24 protein-coding genes and 1 other RNA gene are annotated in these 21,323 nt (G+C 59.1%); 12 read left to right on the top strand and 13 right to left on the bottom strand.

All coding sequences use genetic code 11. The annotated features are described in order from the left end of the window. Window positions 1–95: 95 nt before the first annotated feature. The 4 genes from QRN20_RS20520 to QRN20_RS20535 form a co-directional block, all read right to left on the bottom strand. Window positions 96–1,316: a 2-octaprenyl-3-methyl-6-methoxy-1,4-benzoquinol hydroxylase gene (locus QRN20_RS20520; protein ID WP_285361085.1), complete on the bottom strand. Its 1,221-nt coding sequence runs from the start codon at window positions 1,314–1,316 to the stop codon at window positions 96–98. Window positions 1,317–1,365: 49 nt separating this feature from the next. Continuing rightward, window positions 1,366–2,553, bottom strand: a complete 1,188-nt coding sequence (ubiH, locus tag QRN20_RS20525) for a 2-octaprenyl-6-methoxyphenyl hydroxylase (protein ID WP_058430733.1) — start codon at window positions 2,551–2,553, stop codon at window positions 1,366–1,368. Continuing rightward, complete coding sequence (pepP, locus tag QRN20_RS20530; RefSeq protein WP_029242924.1) at window positions 2,550–3,884, bottom strand: Xaa-Pro aminopeptidase; 1,335 nt, start codon at window positions 3,882–3,884, stop codon at window positions 2,550–2,552. The genes ubiH and pepP overlap by 4 nt, the downstream gene beginning before the upstream one ends. Before the next feature lie 71 nt (window positions 3,885–3,955). Then, window positions 3,956–4,510, bottom strand: coding sequence for a YecA/YgfB family protein (locus QRN20_RS20535; protein ID WP_004886783.1), 555 nt, complete (start codon window positions 4,508–4,510; stop codon window positions 3,956–3,958). Between the two features lie 149 nt (window positions 4,511–4,659). Between QRN20_RS20535 and QRN20_RS20540 the strand changes: the two genes are divergently transcribed. From QRN20_RS20540 to QRN20_RS20555, 4 genes are all read left to right on the top strand, one after another. Then, window positions 4,660–4,869 (top strand): TIGR02449 family protein, encoded by a 210-nt coding sequence (locus QRN20_RS20540; RefSeq protein ID WP_004886787.1) that lies wholly within the window; start codon window positions 4,660–4,662, stop codon window positions 4,867–4,869. After that, window positions 4,866–5,195 carry a cell division protein ZapA gene (locus QRN20_RS20545; protein WP_004886792.1) on the top strand — a complete coding sequence of 110 codons (330 nt, stop codon included), beginning with the start codon at window positions 4,866–4,868 and terminating at the stop codon, window positions 5,193–5,195. Before QRN20_RS20540 ends, QRN20_RS20545 begins: the two co-directional genes overlap by 4 nt. A gap of 30 nt (window positions 5,196–5,225) precedes the next feature. Further along, window positions 5,226–5,404, top strand: a non-coding RNA gene (ssrS, locus tag QRN20_RS20550) — 6S RNA. Between the two features lie 103 nt (window positions 5,405–5,507). Further along, on the top strand, window positions 5,508–6,119 hold the full coding sequence (locus QRN20_RS20555; protein ID WP_285361088.1) for a 5-formyltetrahydrofolate cyclo-ligase: 612 nt from the start codon (window positions 5,508–5,510) through the stop codon (window positions 6,117–6,119). Between the two features lie 65 nt (window positions 6,120–6,184). Here the strand turns inward: QRN20_RS20555 and QRN20_RS20560 are convergent, their stop codons facing one another. Then, the gene (locus QRN20_RS20560; RefSeq protein ID WP_032633160.1) at window positions 6,185–6,337 is read right to left on the bottom strand and encodes a hypothetical protein; all 153 of its coding nucleotides are present in this window, start codon (window positions 6,335–6,337) and stop codon (window positions 6,185–6,187) included. Window positions 6,338–6,521: 184 nt separating this feature from the next. On the opposite strand from QRN20_RS20560, the gene QRN20_RS20565 reads away from it, so the two are divergent. Next, a complete protein-coding gene (locus QRN20_RS20565) occupies window positions 6,522–6,971 on the top strand; it encodes an EVE domain-containing protein (RefSeq protein WP_029242922.1) in 450 nt (149 codons plus the stop codon). Between the two features lie 6 nt (window positions 6,972–6,977). Here QRN20_RS20565 and QRN20_RS20570 read toward each other — a convergent pair whose 3' ends face one another. After that, window positions 6,978–7,382: a flagellar basal body-associated protein FliL gene (locus QRN20_RS20570; protein ID WP_025996713.1), complete on the bottom strand. Its 405-nt coding sequence runs from the start codon at window positions 7,380–7,382 to the stop codon at window positions 6,978–6,980. Between the two features lie 142 nt (window positions 7,383–7,524). Between QRN20_RS20570 and QRN20_RS20575 the strand changes: the two genes are divergently transcribed. The 3 genes from QRN20_RS20575 to glpT all read left to right on the top strand — a co-directional run bounded on the left by QRN20_RS20575 (window position 7,525) and on the right by glpT (window position 11,196). Then, entirely contained in the window at window positions 7,525–8,502 is a 978-nt protein-coding gene (locus QRN20_RS20575; protein ID WP_122427973.1) for an NADPH:quinone oxidoreductase family protein, read from the top strand. A gap of 354 nt (window positions 8,503–8,856) precedes the next feature. Further along, the gene (locus QRN20_RS20580; protein ID WP_122427970.1) at window positions 8,857–9,411 is read left to right on the top strand and encodes a hypothetical protein; all 555 of its coding nucleotides are present in this window, start codon (window positions 8,857–8,859) and stop codon (window positions 9,409–9,411) included. A gap of 435 nt (window positions 9,412–9,846) precedes the next feature. After that, window positions 9,847–11,196, top strand: coding sequence for a glycerol-3-phosphate transporter (gene glpT / locus QRN20_RS20585; RefSeq protein WP_029242919.1), 1,350 nt, complete (start codon window positions 9,847–9,849; stop codon window positions 11,194–11,196). 1 nt (window position 11,197) lies between these two features. On the opposite strand, the gene QRN20_RS20590 is transcribed toward glpT, so the two are convergent. From QRN20_RS20590 to QRN20_RS20615, 6 genes are all read right to left on the bottom strand, one after another. Further along, window positions 11,198–11,866, bottom strand: a complete 669-nt coding sequence (locus tag QRN20_RS20590) for a gamma-glutamylcyclotransferase (protein WP_004886814.1) — start codon at window positions 11,864–11,866, stop codon at window positions 11,198–11,200. Between the two features lie 207 nt (window positions 11,867–12,073). Beyond that, window positions 12,074–13,042: a CDP-6-deoxy-delta-3,4-glucoseen reductase gene (locus tag QRN20_RS20595; RefSeq protein WP_029242918.1), complete on the bottom strand. Its 969-nt coding sequence runs from the start codon at window positions 13,040–13,042 to the stop codon at window positions 12,074–12,076. Beyond that, on the bottom strand, window positions 13,042–14,508 hold the full coding sequence (ubiD, locus tag QRN20_RS20600) for a 4-hydroxy-3-polyprenylbenzoate decarboxylase (RefSeq protein WP_025996720.1): 1,467 nt from the start codon (window positions 14,506–14,508) through the stop codon (window positions 13,042–13,044). The genes QRN20_RS20595 and ubiD overlap by 1 nt, the downstream gene beginning before the upstream one ends. A gap of 129 nt (window positions 14,509–14,637) precedes the next feature. Beyond that, window positions 14,638–15,897 (bottom strand): transcription termination factor Rho, encoded by a 1,260-nt coding sequence (gene rho / locus QRN20_RS20605; RefSeq protein WP_004886821.1) that lies wholly within the window; start codon window positions 15,895–15,897, stop codon window positions 14,638–14,640. A 230-nt stretch (window positions 15,898–16,127) separates the two neighbouring features. Then, the gene (gene trxA / locus QRN20_RS20610) at window positions 16,128–16,457 is read right to left on the bottom strand and encodes a thioredoxin TrxA (RefSeq protein ID WP_029242917.1); all 330 of its coding nucleotides are present in this window, start codon (window positions 16,455–16,457) and stop codon (window positions 16,128–16,130) included. Window positions 16,458–16,579: 122 nt separating this feature from the next. Beyond that, window positions 16,580–17,284, bottom strand: a complete 705-nt coding sequence (locus QRN20_RS20615; protein ID WP_029242916.1) for a FadR/GntR family transcriptional regulator — start codon at window positions 17,282–17,284, stop codon at window positions 16,580–16,582. Between the two features lie 251 nt (window positions 17,285–17,535). Here QRN20_RS20615 and QRN20_RS20620 point away from each other — a divergent pair, with 251 nt between their 5' ends. From QRN20_RS20620 to QRN20_RS20635, 4 genes are read left to right on the top strand one after another with little or no spacing between them, the layout of a single operon-like run. Next, window positions 17,536–18,321, top strand: a complete 786-nt coding sequence (locus tag QRN20_RS20620) for a transporter substrate-binding domain-containing protein (RefSeq protein ID WP_004886829.1) — start codon at window positions 17,536–17,538, stop codon at window positions 18,319–18,321. A gap of 30 nt (window positions 18,322–18,351) precedes the next feature. Then, the gene (locus tag QRN20_RS20625) at window positions 18,352–19,017 is read left to right on the top strand and encodes an amino acid ABC transporter permease (RefSeq protein WP_029242915.1); all 666 of its coding nucleotides are present in this window, start codon (window positions 18,352–18,354) and stop codon (window positions 19,015–19,017) included. After that, complete coding sequence (locus tag QRN20_RS20630) at window positions 19,014–19,664, top strand: amino acid ABC transporter permease (protein ID WP_032633167.1); 651 nt, start codon at window positions 19,014–19,016, stop codon at window positions 19,662–19,664. The genes QRN20_RS20625 and QRN20_RS20630 overlap by 4 nt, the downstream gene beginning before the upstream one ends. Continuing rightward, the gene (locus QRN20_RS20635; protein ID WP_004886837.1) at window positions 19,651–20,385 is read left to right on the top strand and encodes an amino acid ABC transporter ATP-binding protein; all 735 of its coding nucleotides are present in this window, start codon (window positions 19,651–19,653) and stop codon (window positions 20,383–20,385) included. The genes QRN20_RS20630 and QRN20_RS20635 overlap by 14 nt, the downstream gene beginning before the upstream one ends. Before the next feature lie 112 nt (window positions 20,386–20,497). On the opposite strand, the gene QRN20_RS20640 is transcribed toward QRN20_RS20635, so the two are convergent. Then, on the bottom strand, window positions 20,498–21,163 hold the full coding sequence (locus tag QRN20_RS20640) for a hypothetical protein (protein ID WP_004886840.1): 666 nt from the start codon (window positions 21,161–21,163) through the stop codon (window positions 20,498–20,500). Window positions 21,164–21,323 lie beyond the last annotated feature (160 nt).

Here is a 21,323-nt window from a genome sequence, read left to right on the forward strand (position 1 = left end):
GGAGGCATGCCCACGCGGAGCGATGGGCACGATCAGTGTCGAGACGGACTTGTGTGTAACGATGAGCGCTGGAGCGGGAGAGATCCGCCAAGACCTTACAACCTCGCCAGCTCCGGCAAATCGCCCGACAACCCCAGCGCCTCGCGGACGAACATTGCCTTGGCTTCCGGCAGCTTGTTGACCACTTTGAGCCCGGTGTTGCGCAGCCAGCGCAGCGGCAGCGGGTCAGCCTGAAACAGACGCTCAAAGCCTTCCATCGCGGCCATCAGCGCCAGGTTGTGCGGCATGCGGCGGCGCTCGTAGCGACCCAGCACGCGCACGTCCGACAGCAACTCGCCACGTGCCGCTGCATGAGTCAGCACTTCGGCCAGCACGGCGGCGTCGAGAAACCCGAGGTTCACGCCCTGCCCGGCCAGCGGGTGAATGGTGTGCGCCGCGTCGCCGATCAGGGCAAGGCCTTTGGCGACGTAGCGTTTGGCGTGGCGCTGACGCAGCGGGACGCACAAACGTGCATCGACTGCCAGCACCTGCCCCAAACGCCCTTCAAACGCCTGCTCAAGCTCCTTGCAGAACACTTCATCGGTCACTGCCATCAGCCGCTCGGACTCGGCGGGCGTCACCGACCAGACAATCGAGCTCCAATGCTCGCCTTCACGATCAAGCGGCAGAAAGGCCAGCGGCCCTTCGTCGGTGAAACGCTGCCAGGCGGTCTTTCTGTTCGGTTCGGCCGTGCGCACGCTGGTCACGATTGCGTTGTGCAGGTAATTCCATTCTCGGGTCGGCGTACCGGTCAAACGGCGCACGGCGGAGTTCGCGCCATCGGCCGCCACGACCAAGGGGGCGCGGAGCTTGTGGCCGTCAGACAGGGTCAGCAGCCAGTCATCGCCGGAATAGCGCATCTGCTCCAGCCGTGCGTTGGCCAACAGGCCGATATCGCTGTCATGCAGGCGGTCGAGCAACGCGTCCTGAACCACACGGTTTTCGACGATGTGACCGAGCACATCGGCGTGCACGCTGGAGGCGGAGAAGTGGATCTGCCCGGTGCCGCTGCCGTCCCACACATGCATGTGGCTGTAGGGGCTGACGCGCCGTCCGGCGATGCCTTCCCACACGTCGAGGCGCTGCAGAATCCGCTGGCTGGCCGCAGACAGGGCACTGACCCGCGGCTCGAACGTGGAGTCCGCGTCAAACGGCTTGACGCTCAACGCACCGCCATCGACCACGATGACGTCCAGGCCACTGCCTTGCAGGGCCAGCGCAAGGGCGCTGCCGACCATGCCGGCACCGACGATCAGCACATCTGCACGCGTTTCCATGTTCACACCGTTCCCGCTTGCGGCCGCAGCCGTGTTGAAAGTGCCTGCCTCAGACATCGGTTCGTGTCCCCAGGCCCATCGCTTGACGGGCAAACCAGCGCTTGGCGGTGGGCAGCAGGTCCAGCCCCAGCAGTCCGAGGTTACGCCCTGTGGTCACCGCCGACTGCGTGCTGCCGAACAGGCGCGTCACCTTGTCACTGAAACCCACGGTCAATTGTTGATCGGCTCGTTGACGTTCACGGTAGATCTGCAGCGTTGCCAGGTCACCCAGCGCCGCGTCGCTGTCGAGCAGCGTTTCGGCGAGCGCATCGGCATCGCGCAGCGACAGGTTGAAACCCTGCCCGGCAATCGGGTGCAGGCTGTGTGCGGCGTTACCGAGAATCACCAGATGCGAGCGCACCTGCTCTTCGGCTTCGACCAGCGCCAGCGGATACACATGCCGCGCGCCGACCTGACGCAAGGTGCCGAGGCGGTAGCCGAACACACCCTGCAGCTCTTCCAGAAAACTGCGGTCGTCCAGCTCGGCGAGACGCTGGGTGTCATTGCCACGACGCGTCCAGACCAAGGCGCAACGATTGTCCGGCAATGGCAGCAGGGCCATCGGGCCGTCATCGGTAAAGCGTTCGAACGCCTGACCGCAGTGAGCCTCACTTGGCGTGATGTTGGCGATCAACGCGCTCTGATCATAGGGCGTCTGCCGTACACCGATGCCCAATTGCTCGCGCAGACTGGAGCGGCCGCCGTCAGCCAGCACAGCGAGGTCGCATTCCAGTTCGGTTTCGTCGGCCAGCGTCAGGCGATACCCATCCGCCAACGGCTGCATGCTGCGCACCTCGGCGGGCACGCGCCAGCTGACGACATCACGGTCCAGCCCGGCCCACAGGCACGGCCCCAGCCAAGCGTTTTCAACCACGTAACCGAGTGCAGGCACGCCTTCCTCGATGGCCGACAGACGCGTCGCACCGAAGCGGCCACGGTCGGACACCTGAATCTGCAGAATCGGCTCGGCCCGGCGCGAGATCTGCTGCCAGACGCCAAGACGCTCATAAATACGACGCGCCCCAAACGACAGCGCCGAGGAGCGGGCGTCATAGCTGGGCTGATAGGTTTCGCCTGGCGCGAACGGTTCGATCAGAACGATTTTCCAGCCACGGGCCTTGGCGCCTGCCTGCAAGGCAAGCGCAAGGCTCGCGCCGACCAGTCCGCCACCGACGATGGCTATGTTGAAACGGCTCATGCTGCCTGAACCCGTGAGGCGGCCATCAGCGCTTCGATCTCGGCCACGGTTTTGGGCACGTCGCCGGAGAGCACTTCACAGCCTTTCTTGGTTACCACCACGTCGTCCTCGATACGCACGCCGATACCTCGCCATTTCTTTGCGACATTCAGATTGTCAGGAGACACGTAAATGCCGGGTTCCACGGTCAGCGCCATGCCGACTTCCAGCACGCGCCATTCTCCGCCGACCTTGTATTCGCCCACATCGTGCACGTCCATGCCCAGCCAGTGTCCGGCCCGGTGCATGTAGAACGCCTTGTAGGCTTCGTCTTCAATCAACTGGTTCACGTCGCCCTGCAACAGACCCAGCTCGACAAGCCCGGCGGTAATTACCTGGACCGTCGCTTCATGCGCCTGGTTCCAGTGCTTGCCCGGACCGATGGCCTCGAAGGCCGCGTATTGGGATTTGAGCACCAGTTCGTAGATGGCCTTCTGTTCCGGCGAGAACGTGCCACTGACCGGAAAAGTGCGCGTGATATCGCTGGCGTAACAGTCGATTTCGCAACCGGCGTCGATCAGCACCAGATCGCCGTCCTTGAGGGCCGCGTCGTTCTGCTGGTAATGCAGGATGCAGGCGTTGCGGCCCGAGGCGACAATGGAGCCGTAGGCTGGCATCTTCGCGCCGCCTTTGCGGAATTCGTAATCCAGCTCGGCTTCAAGGCTGAACTCATGCAGCCCGGCCCGGCAGGCCTGCATCGCCCGCACGTGAGCACGCGCAGAAATCTGTGCGGCGCCGCGCATCACCTTGATCTCGGCGGCCGACTTGTACAGGCGCATGTCATGCAGCAGATGATCCAGCGCGACAAATTCGTTGGGCGGCTGTGCGCCCAGGTGCGCCTTGGACCGGATCACGTTGATCCACTCCATCAGGTGGCGATCGAACTCAGGGTTGCTGCCCATCGCCGAGTACACCCGGTCTCGGCCTTCGATCAGCCCTGGCAGGATGTCGTCGATATCGCTGATCGGAAACGCATCGTCCGCGCCGAAATCACGAATCGCGCCTTCCTGCCCGGCACGCAGACCTTCCCACAGCTCGCGCTCGGCATTGCGTTCGCGGCAGAACAGCACGTACTCGCCATATTCACGGCCCGGAATCAGCACGACCACGGCTTCCGGTTCCGGAAAACCACTCAGGTACTGAAAATCACTGTCCTGACGATAGACGTGCTCGACATCACGATTGCGAATCGCCACAGCCGCAGCCGGCAGAATCGCAATGCTGTTGGGCTCCATCTGGGCCATCAGGGCTTTGCGTCGGCGGGCGTATTCGGCCTTGGGTATATGGATCATCGGCAACGTATGTCCTGATGGCGCGCATCGGTCCAAGCCTTGGGCATCAACCGATACGCAATGATGGGCAATCAGTGCAGGGAAGGCTTGGGTTCCGGCGTGGCGGGCTTGTTGCACTCGGTGAACAGCAGCAGCGGCGCAACGCGCAGGTATTCCATGACTTCCATGTAATCGGTTTCGCCGTCCTCGGACTCTTCCAGCGCGTCCTGAACCTGGGCAATGGCGGCCAGATCCTGCAGAACTTCGGTTGCCTCGATGCTCAGCACCTTGTCACCCGCTGCCAGACCGAAGCCCGACAGGAAACCCTGGCACCACTGACCCAGCGCCGCAGCACGGTCCGCCAGTGGCTCGTCGTCGCCCGGCAGCAACAGGACCACGGTCATGTCGTCGCTGGTGAGTTCGCCCTTGACCATTTCCTGCAGGCCGATCAGCGCCTGGCGGACGTTGTCTTCCGGCTCGGTTTCGAGCAGCACAGAGGCGTCGGCAAACCAGCCTTCGTTGTCGAAGCCTGCGCCCGCGCAGCTGCGGCCCAGCAGCAGGCCATGAAGTTCAGCGGGAGAAACCGGATGACCACTGCCGTTGAGCAGGGTGGCGAATGCTTTGTACGGAGAATTCTGAATAGGCATGGGTAGCTAGTCGCCAAACGGCGCAATGTCTAGAATGAAGGCCTTGTATCCTAGACTATCCGCGCGCCAAGATCATCAACGCGACGGTTTGGGCTTGAGCGTGAACACGACACCCCTGCCATTCATCAGAAAGTACTCAGTGGAAAACAATGGAAGACACCGACCTGCAAGCGCTGATGAAACGAGTGGAGCTGCTGCTCAGGCACGCCGAGCAACTAAAATCCCAAAACGCACTCCTATTAGCTCAGGAAAAGTCCTGGCGCGAGGAACGCGCCCACCTCATTGAAAAGAACGAAATCGCCCGGCAGAAGGTCGAGTCAATGATTTCGCGCCTCAAAGCTTTGGAGCAAGACTCATGAGTAATGGCAACAGCGTGACCGTTCAGATCCTCGACAAGGAATATTCCATCATCTGCCCTCAGGAAGAGCGCACCAATCTGGTCAGCGCTGCCCGCTACCTGGATGGAAAGATGCGTGAAATCCGTAGCAGCGGCAAAGTCATCGGCGCCGATCGCATTGCGGTAATGGCCGCTCTGAATATCACTCACGACCTGCTGCACAAGCAGGATCTGCCTGACGTACAGGCCAGCGGCTCGACCCGTGAACAGGTTCGCGATCTGCTCGACAAGGTCGATCTGGTGCTCGCCACCGACACGCCCGGCACACCGGATTCAACACGGGGCTGATTATTTCGGGGCATTTCTGTATACTTGCGCCGCTCCCTGGAGTGCTTGCCAGTCGGTCATGTCCCTGAGCCGATACGCACAACCACGGGGGTTGCACGTTGGGGTTGGTGTGCATGTCCGCTCGACGGAAAGCCTTAAAACCTCCTGCAATCTCCACCTTGAACTTTCGGGTTCAAGGGCTACACCGACAGCGGTTCGTCGGGGAGTCCTTATTCAATCCATTGCCAGCCCAACTGCCTGGCAATGACGATCCCGCCTTGATACGCACCTCAAGGATCAATCTTCCGGATCAGCCTGCATGACCTCTCGCTCATGACCAGCGCACCTTCACTCTCACGCCCGCAATTGCGCCGCCAACTGCGCAAGGCCCGTCGATCCCTGACCCGCAGCCAGCAACGTGAAGCCGCCCGTGGCCTCTATCGGCAACTGGCGCAGCATCCCTTGTTCCGACGCGCCCGACATGTCTCGCTGTACCTGCCCAGGGACGGCGAGATCGACCCCCGCCTGTTGCTGCGTGCGGCGCAGCGGCGCGGCAAGGCGACGTACCTGCCGGTTCTCAATGCCTGGCCAAGAACCCGCATGGTCTTTCAGCGCGTGCGCCCCGGCGAGAAATTCAAGCCCAACCGCTTCCGCATTCCCGAGCCGCGTATCAATCGCGCAAAACAGCGCAGGATCTGGGCGCTCGATCTGGTGCTAATGCCGCTGGTGGGATTCGATGACGAAGGCGGGCGTCTGGGCATGGGTGGCGGCTTCTATGACCGCAGCCTGGCGTACCGGGCGCGCAGAAGCACATGGCGCAAGCCGGTGCTGCTCGGTCTGGCGCATGAATGTCAGAAGGTGGAGCGATTGGCGCAGGCCAGCTGGGATGTCCCATTGCAGGGTACGGTATCGGACAAGCGCTGGTATCTGGCTCAGGCACTCTGACCGGTCAGGCTTCGTGGCGAAGGCGTATAGCGGTCAGAGCGAGAGGGGGCGTATCGAGGGGAGAATCAGTGCCGACCGGGCACTTTCTGTTGTTGCTGGGTAATCTCGACGGGCATGTCTTCCTTGCTTGTCCACAGGCTCTGCGCATAACCGGTTGTCACGACACCCAAGCCAAACAATACGACCAGAATCCAGAGTAAATCAGGCTTGCGTTTCATTGACTGCCCTCCTTAGGCAAATCAATACGGTGTCAGCAGCGGTTTTCTACGAGCCGTGCAGCAGCGTGGTGCTTAAAGGGCGGCATTCTGCGATAACGTGATCCAGTACGCAAATGCTGGCGCCAACCGACTGTCGGTTTGTCATCAAACTCACATGAACTTATCACTCGAGGAGCAACCCGTAATGGCCTATTGGCTGATGAAGTCCGAGCCCGACGAGCTTTCGATCAGCGACTTGCAACGTCTGGGCAAGACCCGCTGGGACGGTGTGCGCAACTATCAGGCACGCAACTTCATCAGGTCCATGGCGGTTGGTGATGAATTCTTTTTTTACCATTCCAGCTGCCCCGAGCCAGGCATAGCGGGGATCGCGAAGATCACTGAAGCCGCTTACCCCGACCCTACCGCGCTGGACCCTGACAGTCATTACCACGACGCCAAAGCCACACCCGAAAAGAATCCATGGAGCGCCATCGACGTGGAGTTCGTGGAACACTTCGGCAAAGTGCTCGGCCTCGGCTACCTGAAACAGCAAAGTCAGCTGGAACAACTGCCTCTGGTGCAGAAGGGTAGCCGACTTTCGGTCATGCCGGTCACCGCCGAACAATGGGCGGCGATTCTGGCGTTGCGCTGATCGGGCTTACTGGACGATGAAGTTGTTGAACAGCAGGTCCTCAACGACCGGCTTGCCCTCTTCATCGTTCATGACGCGCTGGACCTGCTTGAGCGCTTCCTGACGAATGTTTTCCTTCGCTTCGGCGCTGCTCATGCTGTCCACGGTCTGCTGGGTGAACAGCGACACCAACTGATTGCGGATCAGCGCATCGTTGCGCTTCACAGCCGCTTCAGCGTCGGCACCGGTGACACGCAGGGCGATGTCAGCCTTGTAGACGCGCAGCTTGGGGCCGCCATCCAGCGCGTAATTGCCCACGAACGGTGGTGTCAGGGAAACATAGGCCGCCTTGGGCGGACCTTCTTCCTTGGCTTCTTCCTGCGCCATGACGGGCAACGACAAGGCCAGTAACATCAGAATCCACGCTTTCACAGTCCACTCCTTAATTCGGTTTGCCGCATAGCTTATACAGCCGATATAGCTTATGTGTACTTATCAGGCCGAGTCATGCTCATTGACCCGCACACCCGCTTAACTGACTTTATCGGCCATCTCTGGAAAAGGAATAGCCCCGATGAAAGCCCTCTTGTGCAAAGCCTTCGGCCCCGCCAGCACGCTGGTGCTCGAAGATATCCCTGCGCCTGACATCAAGAAGAACGAAATCCTGCTCGACGTCCACGCCGCCGGGGTCAACTTTCCAGACACCCTCATCATAGAAGGTAAATACCAGTTCAAGCCGCCCTTCCCCTTTTCACCAGGCGGCGAAGCAGCCGGCGTGATCTCGACGGTCGGGGAAAAAGTCACCCACCTCAAACCCGGCGACCGCGTCATGGCCCTCACTGGCTGGGGCAGCTTCGCCGAGCAGGTCGCCGTGCCGAACTACAACGTGTTGCCCATTCCCGAAAGCATGGACTTCACCATAGCCGCCGCCTTCAGCATGACCTATGGCACCTCGATGCACGCCCTCAAGCAACGCGCCAACCTGCAGCCCGGCGAAACCCTGCTGGTGCTCGGCGCATCCGGCGGCGTCGGCCTGGCTGCGGTAGAAATCGGCAAGGCGCTGGGTGCACGCGTCATCGCCGCTGCAAGCTCGGCAGAGAAACTCGAAGTCGCCAAAAACGCAGGCGCCGACGAACTCATCAACTACACCGACACCAGCCTCAAGGATGAAATCAAACGCCTCACCAACGGCAACGGCGCCGACGTGATCTACGACCCGGTCGGCGGCGACCTCTTCGACCAGGCCATCCGCGCCATCGCCTGGAACGGACGCCTGCTGGTCGTCGGCTTCGCCAGCGGCCGCATTCCCGAACTGCCAGTCAACCTGGCCCTGCTCAAAGGCGCTTCGGTGGTGGGGGTGTTCTGGGGCTCCTTTGCACAGCGCCAGCCGCAGGATAACGCCGCGAACTTCAAGCAGCTGTTTGCGTGGTTTGAGGAAGGGAAGCTGAAGCCGCTGGTGTCGCAGGTCTATCCGCTGGAGCGGGCTGGTGAGGCGATTGATGCGTTGGGGGAAAGGCGGGCTGTGGGGAAGGTGGTGGTTTCGATTGGCTGAGATATCTGAAACCCGGCCTGATGGGGCAGGACATCGCTCCTGTAGCGATATATCTGACAGAACCATAAGTCTATTCTTATAGATACAGGCTTAAAAATTCGGCCTACTAGCGCTTGACAACGGAAGGCAAATGTTTGAGATTGCCGCCGTTAATCCGGTGCTCCGGCGTGAACACACTCGAAGAAAAATGGCATGTCGATTTGCTTGTGGCGAATTGATATCAAATGGCTTGGTTTTATCAGTCCGCTCAAATATGATGTGCTGGCAAACCGTTGTGATGGTCGGTGATTAGCGCCTCAGTCGGTTTTTAGACATGAAGACGCAGATCGATTATCCTCAACGGAGCAATTTACAATGGAATGTGCTGAGTTCGATCCGATACTGGAGATTCCGTGCGAAGAGTACGGAATGATAGGAAAATTCTTCTACATTCAAAAGTTTATCGTCGGATCTGTCGATTATCGAATGCTGTTCATGCCACTCATAGCAGACACGACTTCCAGTCGAGCCAGGCTTGAAGCGGACCTTGGAAGCCTGTCCGACAATATTTACGAAGTGAAATTTGTGCTCGGTCTGGATTTTGAAAATCCATCGGGATTTCAATTTGCGACGCCAAAAGACCTTGGAATGAAGCCTCTATTCCGGCGAGGGATGGAGAGCTTAGGAGAACGGCTCGTCGAGAGCATGGTCCATTTTGGTAAAAAAATCCCTTGTGACGGCTTCGTTGCCATTGCCTTGGATGACAAGCCAAAATTGAACCTATACTACTCACGGCTACTCGAATCACATGCATCCGATTTAAAGCAATCGGGCTATGAAGCTAAATGTTGCCTAGGAGGGCAGGGATATGCACTATTCCGCACCAGAATCGAAATCCCTAGTGAGCGATCTGCAAGCGCTGAAGCGTGAAAAAATCGCGATGGCAGCAAAGGCATTCGCTAAAGCTAAGGCAGAAGGCACTATAAGAGTTGTAGATCCTCAGCGCCTCCATCTGGTCACCACCGCATAAGATTTCCTAATCAGGATGCGATTACCGAGCCATTTGCTGGCGCATTCAAATGCCCGTATCGAAAGATACGGGCATTTTTCGTTCAAAGCCCTCAATAAGGTGAAGGATACTGTTTTGGGCTAGGTAACATTTTTTAAGAGAGCCTACCCTCCTGTACACGAGTAATCGTGAAAACATCCTACTGCCAAGCTGAATCGTTAAACCTCCGAAGCGTTCATAAAACAACACGCCCAAGCCCCGATTTACGGGGTTTTTCAGTCAAAAGGCACTGCTTTTTTCTGTAACGAAAATGTAATATTCGCTTTCGCAAAAAAATAAGAACCCGGAGAGTCTCTATGTTTGCGTTTTTCCGCCCTGCCAGGCACAAGGCACCCCTTCCCGAAGAAAAAGTCGACAGCACCTACCGCCGCCTGCGCTGGCAGATCTTCGCGGGTATTTTCATTGGTTATGCGGGTTACTACCTGCTGCGCAAGAACTTCTCGCTGGCGATGCCTTATTTGATCGATGAGGGTTACACGCGCGGTCAGTTGGGCGTGGCGATGTCGGCGATTGCGATTGCCTACGGTCTGTCGAAGTTCTTGATGGGGATCATCTCCGACCGGTCAAACCCACGCTATTTCCTGCCCTTCGGCCTGCTGGTGTCGGCCGGGATCATGTTCATCTTTGGTTTCGCGCCGTGGGCGACGTCCAGTGTCACGATCATGTTCGTGCTGCTGTTCATCAACGGCTGGGCGCAAGGCATGGGCTGGCCGCCGAGCGGGCGGACGATGGTGCACTGGTGGTCGCAGAAAGAACGTGGCGGTGTGGTGTCGGTGTGGAACGTGGCGCACAACGTCGGTGGCGGCCTGATCGGTCCACTGTTCCTGCTGGGCATGGGCTGGACCAATGACTGGCACGCGGCATTCTACGTCCCGGCGGCCGTTGCCTTGCTGGTTGCCGTGTTTGCGTTTGCGACGATGCGCGACACGCCACAGTCGGTGGGCCTTCCGCCTATCGAGCACTACAAGAACGATTATCCGGAAGGCTACGATGCCAGCCATGAAGAAGAATTCAGCGCCAAGGAAATCTTCGTCAAATACGTGCTGCGCAACAAATTCCTCTGGTACATCGCGATGGCCAACGTGTTCGTCTATCTGCTGCGCTACGGCGTGCTGGACTGGGCACCGACCTACCTCAAGGAAGCCAAGCACTTCACGGTCGACAAGACCTCGTGGGCCTATTTCCTCTACGAGTGGGCCGGTATTCCGGGCACGCTGCTGTGCGGCTGGATGTCGGACAAGATCTTCAAGGGCAATCGCGGCCTGACCGGCATGGTGTTCATGTTCCTGGTGACCATCGCCACGCTGGTGTACTGGCTGAATCCGGAAGGCAACCCGACGGTCGACATGATCGCGCTGGTGTCCATCGGTTTCCTGATCTACGGCCCGGTGATGCTGATCGGTCTGCAGGCGCTGGAACTGGCGCCCAAGAAGGCGGCAGGGACGGCGGCAGGCTTTACCGGCCTGTTCGGTTATCTGGGCGGCTCGGTCGCAGCGAGCGCGGCGATGGGCTATACCGTGGACCATTTCGGCTGGGACGGTGGCTTCGTGCTGTTGATCGGCGCGTGCATTCTGGCCATGGTGTTCCTGGCGCCGACGCTGCGTCACAAACAAGTTGCCAGCACCTCGCGTGAAGCCAAGGCCTGATTCAGGCAGTCGCTGACTGGCACCGCTTGAGCCGCGCCTCCAGATGCAAATCCGGCATGGCGTGGCTGCGCAGGGCGATGGCGGTCTGCTCGACGTAATCGCGGGTGGTTCCATACCGCCCGCTTGCGCTGGCCAGCACCTGGCTCAGCACGCTGTCCGGCAGATTGCCGGCATAGCTCGGTAAATGCCGCTCCAGCACGAACCCCAACGCCTGAACCTGCCTGCCATCTTCAAGACGGCAGCTGAGCCAGTGTGGGCGATAGGAGGGATAAGGCATCTCGCGCTGCCAGAGCGCCAGCAATGAATCTTCCAGACACTCATCCGGCAGCCGATAGGCAAAGCCGGTGCAGGAGCCGCCACGGTCCAGACCAAACACCAGTCCCGGAACCTCCGGCGTGCCGCGGTGCTCGTGGGACCACAGGTACAAACCGCGATGATATCCATGCACGCGTCCGCGCTGGCGCTCGACGGCGGTGCATTCAGGTCGCCAGATCAGTGAGCCGTAGGCGAACAGCCAGACCGGACCACCCTTGTGACGCTTCATGGTGGCGTCCATGGATGCGAGCAACTGCTCGCGTGTCAGTTGCGGGCCAAGATCGATGACAGGTGGATACGTCAGGCCCAGACCGTCGTGCACAGCTACGGCCAGTTCGTTGATTGGGTTCTCCATTTGCCTCCCTGACAGTCTGACTGCCAGTCTTTGCCGAGCCCCGCTGAATCGCTCACGGGCGAGCGGCCTCAGGGTGTCGTGGTACGTTCTTCGCTGCAGGCCAATGGCCTTTTTGCCAAAAAGAATCTGGCGACGATTTGACATCGCCAGACGCTATAAGCGGATCCAAGCAATTTACAATCCAGCCGGACCACCGTCAGTCAGGTATCAGGGACGCGGCGCGTAGGCAAACACGTCCGCACGCATCTGATGGGCGTCCATACCGGCACTGACCAGCGCGTCGAGGGTGCCGTAGATCATCGCAGGCGAGCCGCTGCCGTAAACGTGCACCGCCGAAAGATCCTTGATGTCGTCGCAGACCGCCTCGTGCAGCATGCCGCAGCGCCCTTCCCAGCCGCACAGATCACTGACAACCTTGTGCAGGAACAGGTTGGGCAGTTTCGCCCATTCGTCCCAATGGCTGATGTCGTAGAAGTCTTCGGGACGTCGCACGCCCCAGTACAGATGCACCGGGTGACTGAAGCCTGTGACGCGGCAATGCTCGATGAGGCTGCTCATCTGCGCCATGCCAGTGCCTGCGGCGATCAGAACCAGCGGCCCGTCAGGCAGCTCGGCCAGGTGGGTGTCGCCAAATGGCAGTTCGACCCGAGCCATCGCGTTGCGCTGCAATTGCTCAATGAGGCTGCGCGCGCTGTCTTCGCGCACCAGCACGTGCAGCTCCAGATCACGTCCTCGATGAGGAGCCGAGGCAATGGAGAACGCTGATTTCTCGCCATTCTCACGTTCGATCATCAGGTATTGTCCGGCATGGTAGCGCGGCGCCTTGCCTGCCGGAGCGCGCAGCCCCACACGCCAGACATCGCCGCCGACCTCGACGCATTCGCTCAACTGGCAGGCAAAACTGCGCACCGGCAGCTCGCCCTTGGCCAGCACGCCGTCCCACAGCACCACGCAGTCTTCCAGCGGCTCGGCCAGACAGGTGTAGATCTCGCCGTGATCGTGCTCCTGACCCGACTGCATGACCCGGCCTTCGACCAGCAGCGCCGAGCAGACGTGGCAGTTGCCATTGCGACAGCTCTGCGGGCATTCATAGCCCAGACGCTGTGCGGCATCGAGAATCCGTTCACCCGGCAAGGCTTCCAGCACGGCCCCGGAGGGCTGCAAGGTTACGCGCATCACTTGATTCCCAACTGATCCCAGATCTCGTCGACCCGGCGTGTGGTGGCTTCGTCCTTGACGATCGCCCTGCCCCATTCGCGACTGGTTTCACCCGGCCACTTGTTGGTCGCATCCAGGCCCATCTTGGAGCCCAGACCGGATACCGGCGAGGCGAAGTCCAGATAATCGATAGGCGTGTTGTCGATCATCACGGTGTCGCGCTTGGGGTCCATGCGCGTGGTGATCGCCCAGATCACGTCATTCCAGTCGCGGGCATTGATGTCATCGTCGGTGACGATCACGAACTTGGTGTACATGAACTGCCGCAGGAACGACCAGACGCCCAGCATCACGCGCTTGGCATGGCCGGGATACTGTTTCTTGATGGTCACGACGGCCATGCGGTACGAGCAGCCTTCAGGCGGCAGGTAGAAATCGACGATTTCAGGAAACTGCTTCTGCAGGATCGGCACGAACACTTCGTTCAGGGCAACGCCCAGAATCGCGGGTTCATCCGGTGGACGGCCGGTGTAGGTGCTGTGGTAGATCGGCTTGATGCGATGCGTAATGCGCTCGACGGTCAGCACCGGGAAGCTGTCCACTTCGTTGTAATAGCCGGTGTGGTCGCCGTAAGGACCTTCATCGGCCATCTCGCCGGGATGGATCACGCCTTCAAGCACGATCTCGGCGCTGGCGGGCACTTGCAGGTTGCTGCCCCGGCACTTGATCAATTCAGTGCGAGAGCCTCGCAACAGGCCGGCGAAAGCGTATTCGGAAAGGCTGTCCGGCACGGGAGTGACCGCGCCCAGAATGGTCGCCGGATCAGCACCCAGCGCCACGGCGACCGGATAGGGTTCGCCCGGATGCCTGGCGCACCAGTCACGGAAATCCAGCGCGCCGCCGCGATGGCTGAGCCAGCGCATGATGATCTTGTTGCGGCCGATGACCTGCTGGCGATAGATGCCCAGGTTCTGGCGTTCCTTGTTCGGGCCTTTGGTAACGGTCAGGCCCCAGGTGATCAGCGGCGCGACGTCGCCCGGCCAGCAGGTCTGGACCGGCAGCATGCCGAGGTCGACGTCATCACCTTCGATGACCACTTCCTGGCAGGGCGCATCTTTCACGACCTTGGGCGCCATCGCGATGACCTTGCGGAAGATCGGCAGCTTGGACCAGGCGTCTTTCAAACCCTTGGGCGGCTCGGGCTCCTTGAGGAAGGCCAGCAGTTTGCCGATCTCACGCAATTCGCTGACGGCCTCGGCGCCCATGCCCATGGCAACCCGCTCAGGCGTGCCGAACAGGTTGCCCAGCACCGGAATATCGAAGCCGACCGGCTTTTCGAACAACAGGGCCGGGCCCTTGGCGCGCAGGGTGCGATCACAGATCTCGGTCATTTCCAGCACGGGCGAAATCGGCATCTGAATGCGTTTCAGCTCTCCGCGCTGCTCAAGCTGCTGTACGAAATCCCTTAGATCTTTGAATTTCATTAACCCGGCCACTTATCCAAATAGACGCACATCGTACCTGCTCTGAGCCTTCAAGGCAGCTAATGAGCCAAACGGCGGCCAAAAAAAATGGCACCCCGAAGGATGCCATTTCTTGAACCGACCCGTCTGTTACTTGCGTTTCATCGACAGGAAGAATTCATCGTTGGTCTTGGTCTGTTTGAGCTTGTCGATCAGGAACTCGATCGCAGCGACCTCGTCCATCGGGTGCAGCAGCTTGCGCAGGATCCACATGCGCTGCAGCTCGTCATCAGCGGTCAACAGCTCTTCGCGGCGTGTGCCGGAGCGGTTGATGTTGATGGCCGGGAACACGCGCTTCTCTGCGATCTTGCGATCCAGAGGCAGCTCCATGTTGCCTGTACCCTTGAACTCTTCGTAGATGACTTCATCCATCTTCGAACCGGTTTCAACCAGTGCGGTGGCGATGATGGTCAGCGAGCCGCCTTCTTCGATGTTACGTGCAGCACCGAAGAAACGCTTTGGCTTCTCCAGAGCGTGCGCATCGACACCACCGGTCAGTACCTTGCCGGAGCTCGGGATGACGGTGTTGTAGGCACGGGCCAGACGGGTGATGGAGTCCAGCAGGATGACGACGTCTTTCTTGTGCTCGACCAGGCGCTTGGCCTTTTCGATCACCATTTCGGCAACCTGTACGTGACGGGTTGGCGGTTCGTCGAAGGTCGAGGCAACCACTTCGCCGCGCACGGTGCGCTGCATTTCGGTCACTTCTTCCGGACGCTCGTCGATCAGCAGAACGATCAGGTGCACTTCCGGATTGTTGCGTGTGATGTTCGACGCGATGTTCTGCAGCATGATGGTCTTGCCCGCCTTTGGCGGAGCAACGATCAAACCACGCTGACCTTTACCGATCGGTGCACACAGGTCGATGACACGACCGGTGAGGTCTTCAGTGGAACCGTTACCGGCTTCCATCTTCATGCGCACATTCGGGAACAGCGGCGTCAGGTTTTCGAACAGAATCTTGTTCTTGGCGTTTTCCGGACGGTCGTAGTTGATCGTGTCGACCTTGAGCAGAGCGAAATAACGCTCACCTTCTTTCGGAGGACGGATCTTGCCAACGATGGTGTCGCCGGTGCGCAGGTTGAAGCGGCGAATCTGGCTCGGGGAAACATAGATGTCGTCCGGGCCGGCCAGATAGGAAGCGTCTGCAGAGCGCAGGAAGCCGAAGCCGTCCTGGAGGATCTCCAGCACGCCATCACCTGAAATTTCCTCGCCACTTTTAGCGTGCCTTTTGAGCAGGGAGAAAATCACATCCTGCTTGCGCGAACGGGCCATATTTTCTATGCCAGCCTGTTCGGCCATTTCGAGCAGATCGGTAATCGGCTTTTGCTTGAGTTCAGTCAGATTCATATGGGAATGACGTAATCGTGTATGGAGGGGGAAATTAAGCTTTTGGCTTAATGAGGCCGCGCCGCAGAGAAGGCGACAGGATCGCGTACTAAATCGAAAGGAGAGCGTCGGCGACGGCTAGCAGGGGGCAACGGAGAAGCCGTTGCGGGGCCGAATGTACCACTCGATTTTGAAGGAGTCTAGTACGGCAGATGAAAAAAGCCCCGCTATTCGCAGGGCCTTGGGGCACTTCAGATGTTGGCGTCAAGGAAGGCAGCGAGCTGCGACTTCGACAGAGCGCCTACTTTGGTAGCCTCGACGTTGCCATTCTTGAACAGCATCAGAGTCGGGATACCGCGAACGCCGTGCTTGGCCGGGGTTTCCTGATTTTCGTCGATGTTCAGTTTGGCGACGGTCAGTTTGCCTTCGTAAGTGTTGGCAATTTCGTCCAGAACCGGGGCAATCATTTTGCAAGGGCCACACCACTCAGCCCAGTAGTCGACCAGTACAGGGCCTTGAGCCTTCAGTACATCGGCTTCGAAGCTGGCGTCGGTGACGTGTTTGATCTTGTCGCTACTCATGGATGTCTCCGAGTTCGTAGGCTAAAAAACGACGCTCATCATAGCGGGCCTTATGACATTCAGGAAGCGAAGGATCATTGAGTCTGGCTATGACGGTCTATGAGTCAGGTTATAGCTCATCGCTAGCTCGAAGGGGAAACGAAAACAATACCGGTGCGTAGCGCAGCGCCCCTGATGTGCTCCTGCATGGCCTTTTGCGCAGGACCGGAGGCATGTCGGGCCAGCGCTCGAAGGATCTTGCGGTGCTCCTGCCAGGTTTCCATCACCCTTGCAGCCCTTATGAATGGCATCTTCTGGCTTTCCAGGAAGATATCGGCACCTGCGGTCACGATCCCCAGCATGGCCTGATTGCCACTGGCCACCAGGATATGCCGGTGAAACTCGAAATCCAGACGCGCGGCCGCTTCGAAATCGCCAGCGCGCAGCTCCAGACGCATGGCCTCGACGTTATCTTCCAGCACATCCCGTTCGTCGGCGGTCAGTGTCACAGCGGCCAGACCGGCGGCAAAACCCTCCAGCGCATAACGCAACTGGAACGTATCTGCCGGAGAAACCTGAGCATCGAAAGGCCAGGAAAATCCGCTCGTGCGCCGTTCTGGTTCAGAAAATGACTGCACGAACACACCTTTGCCGGGCTGCACACTCACCACGCCCAGCGCACTGAGCGATGACAGCGCCTCGCGCAGCGACGCACGGCTGACACCCAGCAATGCCGCCAGATCGCGCTGCGACGGCAGGCTGTCGCCGGGTTTATAGCCCTGTTCATCAATCAGCTTGCGGATGGCCCTGAGGGCTGATTCCGGTACGGCGAGCGAATTATGCGGCATCACTGTTCAGGCCAGTCAGTCCAGTAAAAAGCCCTTTTAGCGCCATCCCGATCATTCGGCAAGCGACGCCCAGCGCTGGGGCGACGTGGCTTTCAGGCGCTCCAAAGCAGGGCGAACCCGCTACCAACTGTTCAGACCAGTAAGACCAAAAACAGGCTGGACACCTTGAGTTACGGTTCAAAACGAGTGGGTGGCATGGGCTGTGCACTGGGTGAACGGCCTACATCTTTCGTTCCGCCCGGAGAGTTCTCATGACCAAGCGTTACAGCGCCCTGCTTACTGCCTTGTTTGCCAGCCTGATGCTGAGCCAGGCGCCAGCCCACGCCAATGGCCTGGACGACGTCGTAGCGCGCGGCACCCTGAAAGTTGCCGTCCCCCAGGACTTTCCGCCTTTCGGTTCGGTCGGTCCGGACATGAAGCCACGCGGCCTGGACATCGACACCGCGCAACTGCTGGCCGACAAGTTGAAGGTCAAGCTTGAGCTGACGCCCGTCAACAGCACCAACCGCATCCCGTTCCTGACCACCGGCAAGGTCGACCTGGTGATTTCGAGCCTTGGCAAAAACCCGGACCGCGAGAAAGTCATCGACTTCTCCCGCGCCTACGCGCCGTTCTACCTGGCCGTGTTCGGTCCGCCTGATTCGCCGGTCAAGGAAATCGCCGACCTGAACGGCAAGACCATCAGCGTCACTCGCGGTGCGATCGAAGACATCGAATTGTCGGCCGTCGCTCCACAGGGCGCGACCATCAAGCGTTTTGAAGACAACAACTCCACCATCGCCGCCTACCTGGCCGGCCAGACCGACCTGATCGCCAGCGGCAACGTGGTGATGGTCGCCATCAGCGAGCGCAACCCCAAGCGCATCCCGGCGCTGAAAGTGAAACTCAAGGACTCGCCTGTCTATGTCGGCGTGAACAAGGGTCAGCCGGAACTGCTGGGCAAGGTCAACGAGATCCTGAACGCCGCCAAGGCTGACGGCACGCTGGAAAAGGCCTCCACCACTTGGCTCAAGCAGCCACTGCCAGCCGATCTCTGATCACCGTTTTCTGATTCACAGGGTTTGCCAATGGCTTATCACTTCGACTTTGCACCGGTTCTGCAGAACATTGATCTGCTGTTGCGCGGGGCATTATTCACGCTGGAATTGACGGCCATTGGCACCGTGCTCGGCGTCAGCCTGGGGATCGTCGGTGCCGTCGTAAGGGCCTGGAAGATCCAGCCCTTTGCGACGATCTTTGCGGTGTATGTGGAGCTGATCCGCAACACGCCTTTTCTGGTCCAGCTGTTCTTCATCTTTTTCGGCCTGCCCTCACTGGGCATGCAGATATCGGAATGGCAGGCCGCCGTGCTGGCGATGGTGATCAATCTGGGCGCCTATTCGACGGAGATCATCCGGGCGGGCATTCAGGCGATCTCCAAAGGACAGCTTGAAGCCTCGGCCGCCCTTGCGATGAGCCGCTACGAGACCTTTCGCTATGTGGTGCTGGTTCCGGCGCTGCGCAAGGTGTGGCCGGCGCTGAGCAGCCAGATCATCATCGTGATGCTGGGCTCGGCAGTCTGCTCGCAGATCGCGACGGAGGAGCTGAGCTTTTTCGCCAACTTCATCCAGTCCCGCAATTTCCGTTCGTTCGAGACCTACATCGTCACCACGCTGATCTACCTGTGCATGGCGCTGTTGATTCGTCAGTTGCTGGCCTGGATCGGGCGTCGCTACATCTCGAGGAGCAACTGATGGACTTTACCCTCTGGGATATCCTGCGCAATCTGCTGACCGGCCTGCAATGGACGGTGGCGCTGTCGCTGGTGGCCTTCATCGGCGGCGGGCTGATCGGCCTGCTGGTGATGGGCATGCGCACCTCGGAGAAATCCGGGCCGCGTGTGGCAGCCAGCTTATATATAGAGCTGTTTCAAGGCACACCGCTTTTGATGCAGCTGTTTCTGGTGTTCTTCGGCGTTGCGCTGATGGGAATGGACATTTCTCCCTGGGCTGCAGCCGCGCTGGCGCTGACGTTGTTCACCAGCGCCTATCTGGCCGAAATCTGGCGCGGCTGCGTCGAATCGATTTCCAAGGGTCAATGGGAAGCTTCGGCGAGTCTGGCACTGACCCCGTTCGAGCAGATGCGCTACGTGATCCTGCCGCAGGCGCTGCGCATTGCCATCGCCCCGACGGTCGGCTTCTCGGTACAGGTGGTCAAAGGCACGGCCGTAACCTCGATCATCGGTTTCACCGAACTGACCAAGACCGGCAGCATGCTGGCCAACGCCACCTTCGAACCTTTCATGGTCTACGGCTTCGTCGCCCTGGGCTATTTCATCCTTTGCTATCCGTTGTCGCTCTGCGCGCGTCATCTGGAAAGGAGACTGCATGCCTCTGCTTAGAATTTCCGCCCTGCACAAATACTACGGCGACCATCACGTTCTCAAAGGCATCGACCTCTCCGTTGAAGAAGGCCAGGTGGTGGCAATCATCGGCCGCAGCGGTTCGGGCAAGAGCACGCTGCTGCGCACACTCAACGGGCTGGAGTCGATCAACGACGGCGTGATCGAAGTCGATGGCGAGTACCTGGACGCTGCCCGCGCCGATCTGCGCACGTTGCGGCAGAAGGTCGGCATGGTGTTTCAGCAGTTCAACCTGTTCCCGCACCTGAGCGTGGGCGAAAACGTGATGCTCGCGCCGCAGGTCGTACAGAAAGTACCCAAGGCCGAGGCTGCGAAGCTGGCCAGGCAGATGCTGGAGCGGGTCGGGTTGAGCGAGAAGTTCGATGCGTTCCCGGACCGCCTTTCGGGTGGGCAACAGCAACGCGTAGCCATTGCCCGGGCGCTGGCCATGTCACCCAAGGTGCTGCTGTGCGACGAGATCACCTCGGCGCTGGACCCGGAACTGGTCAACGAAGTGCTCAGCGTCGTGCGTCAACTGGCCGCCGATGGCATGACCCTGATCATGGTCACCCACGAAATGCGCTTCGCCCGGGAAGTGGGCGACAAACTGGTGTTCATGCACGAGGGCAAGGTGCATGAAGTGGGCGACCCGAAAGAACTGTTCGCCCACCCGAAGACGCCAGAACTGGCCAACTTCATAGGATCGGTCGAGCAGGCTTGAGTATTGGCCAAAGGGAATAACAGGAGGAAGCGAACCGTCGCTTCCTCCTGCTAATAACACCGTTTGAAAGACACGTAACTTACCTGACGAAGACGAACCCGGTAATGAGTGATCACGTGACTGACTGAAGTTCCAAGACTTCAAGGTCCGCGACAAGCTGCTCCATTTCATGCTCAGGCTTGTCTCTGTTGTAGACACCCCATTTGGGCTCATTGGCCCCATCCATTGTCCGCCCTGCATATCGGCTCTTACCATCGAGCAATTGATCGACACCATTGTAATTAAGCGAGAACCAGCCTTCTGAATCAATGTCCGACAGGTGAAGGGTCAGGCTATAACTGTTCCATACATTATCCTGAGTCTTTGTTGTCCATACTGTTTTCCAGACCTCGCCCCTGTCTACGAACCTCAAAATGACCTCATCTCTTACCGCCGTCATGAGCAAGGGGTAGTTCTGGAGCCCACCCGGGTAAGACTTCCACTGAAAAATCACAAAATCTCCGTAGGCACTGTCGATTTTAGGAAGTTTACTTTTCCAGTTGAGCGTGTAGGTCCTGCCTTTTTGCCACTTATAAGCCTGAGCGCCGACCCGGATATTCCGACTTTCGCAGCGATAGCTTACCGAGTCGGACGGCTTAAAATAACGCCAGACATTCCTGTTTAAATCGCGATCATAGACATAGGTTATTGACCCGTTAGGTTCGACTTCCAGGCTACCAAATACGCTGGGTTGTCCAACCCATAAACGCGTTGCTGAGGTGGGGAGTTCATTAGACATGATAGAATCCTTTCTACTTAAAGCATGCATGACTTACACAGTACTGATCTTTTCGAACATTTCCGGAAGGGCGTCCAGCCACCACCAACACCTGCATGCTGTTCCATGATTATCTGCGCGGCCCTCTTATTATAGGCCCGGACGAACGTTGCTGGATCGT

The sequence above is a fragment of the Pseudomonas sp. fls2-241-TYG-175 genome (assembly GCF_030209155.1).
Taxonomy (GTDB): Bacteria; Pseudomonadota; Gammaproteobacteria; order Pseudomonadales; family Pseudomonadaceae; genus Aquipseudomonas; species Aquipseudomonas viridiflava.